Origin of the sequence: Butyrivibrio sp. ob235 (assembly GCF_900109475.1) — a bacterium.
Taxonomy (GTDB): domain Bacteria; phylum Bacillota; class Clostridia; order Lachnospirales; family Lachnospiraceae; genus Butyrivibrio.
Window position 1 is genome coordinate 1 of record NZ_FOBE01000077.1, and the last position, 1445, is coordinate 1445.

2 protein-coding genes are annotated in these 1445 nt (G+C 39.4%); both read right to left on the minus strand.

Annotated elements, in window-relative coordinates:
• Positions 1-635: 635 nt before the first annotated feature.
• Complete coding sequence (locus BMW61_RS21490; protein WP_022762324.1) at positions 636-1082, minus strand: Hsp20/alpha crystallin family protein; 447 nt, start codon at positions 1080-1082, stop codon at positions 636-638.
• A gap of 174 nt (positions 1083-1256) precedes the next feature.
• The coding region (locus BMW61_RS22255) for a hypothetical protein (RefSeq protein WP_175475345.1) at positions 1257-1445 on the minus strand (189 nt) is incomplete at its 5' end.

Genomic DNA, 1445 nt, shown 5'->3' on the forward strand with positions numbered 1-1445 from the left:
CATTCTTACATGGATGCGAACAGTATGTGCAAAGCGCTTTTCGCTCTGATAAAGTCTGTAGGTGTCAACACTGTATTTCATACCTTTTATCCCCTGCTTTGTACAGCTCAGGCGTAACTGACTGTACCTTTTCTGTAATGTCTGCGTAGTACCCCTTACCTGCATTTCCGTCAAAACTCCTTCCATAAGCAGACAACCTATGGTATAACTTACTTTTGTTCCCGATTCAGATTTTAAATATCCTCCCTAATTGTACTATATTCCGATTTTTGATAATCTAAAAAATACATAAATAATGCATTGCTACAAAAAAAGATGTACACGAAAGTCATAATTTCCATGTACATCTTTTTCATTTGAAGTTATCTGAATATTTCGGGCTGTGAGCCCACCTAGTTCGCAATTGAGCCCCACCTATTCACACAATAGCACCACTATAATGTTGTAATTGGTCTATTCATATATCCTTACCTCTTCCTGATATTTATAGTATCAGTTTAATCCGATGGTGTTAGTATTACCCGACATTTCTTGCTCTGATTTGTCGTGAAAATCATAATACAAAAAACATCCCGAGGTGATTGGTCTCGGGATGCCTTTTAGGAGTTTTCTTATTATGTGGAGCCTATTGGCTCTTAAGCTATCATGATATGTTTCTTTTCAGGAAGCTTTTCCTGTTCTTTCTTAGGAATGGTAAGTGTCAGAACTCCGTGATGGAAGGCTGCCTTTACGTCCTCTTCTGTGATCTGGTCGCCTACATAGAAGCTTCTCTGCATCGAGCCACTGTATCGCTCCTGCCTGATCAGACGTCCTTTCTTATCATTCTTGTCATTGTTCATGTTCTTTGAAGCACTGATTGTAAGATACCCGTCATTCAGTTCAAGGTTAATATCCTCTTTGGCAAAACCAGGAAGATCAACACTAACTTCATACTGGTTATCCTCTTCCTTAACATCAGTCTTCATCAGCCTGTCGGCGTGACGTCCGTAGAGCTTCCGCTCCATGTTGTTCAGTTCTCTGAAATCCGGAAAATTGAACAGATTGTCAAAAAGATTTTCTTCAAAAATACTAGGTGCTAACATAGTTTTTTCCTCCTTTGCATCAAAAACATTTATTTTTGAGCATTGGGACGGAGGGTTCAGATCTAGGGAACCTAAGTCCTTATGGTCTTCTCTGTTCCTTTGTTCTATATATGGTATAACACCAAATTAGCACTCTGTCAAGTAGAGTGCTAATTTTCTTATAGGATTTTTATATCATTTCCAATAAATATCAAAAAACTGCTGAGGTCCTTTAAATAGAGTAACTATGCTCCCATCATTAAGGTCTACAACCTTAAAATAGATATCCTCATCATCTGTCGGAGCACCTGCTCCCCAGGGATGCATCTCCTCATGAACTACCACCACCGACTCTGCGTCGGAAGAGGTTTCTGTTATGCCGCA

Coding starts and splice junctions, on each gene's coding strand:
- BMW61_RS21490 (WP_022762324.1), bottom strand. CDS start 1,082: ATGTTAGCACCTAGTATTTTTGAAGAAAATCTTTTTGACAATCTGTTC.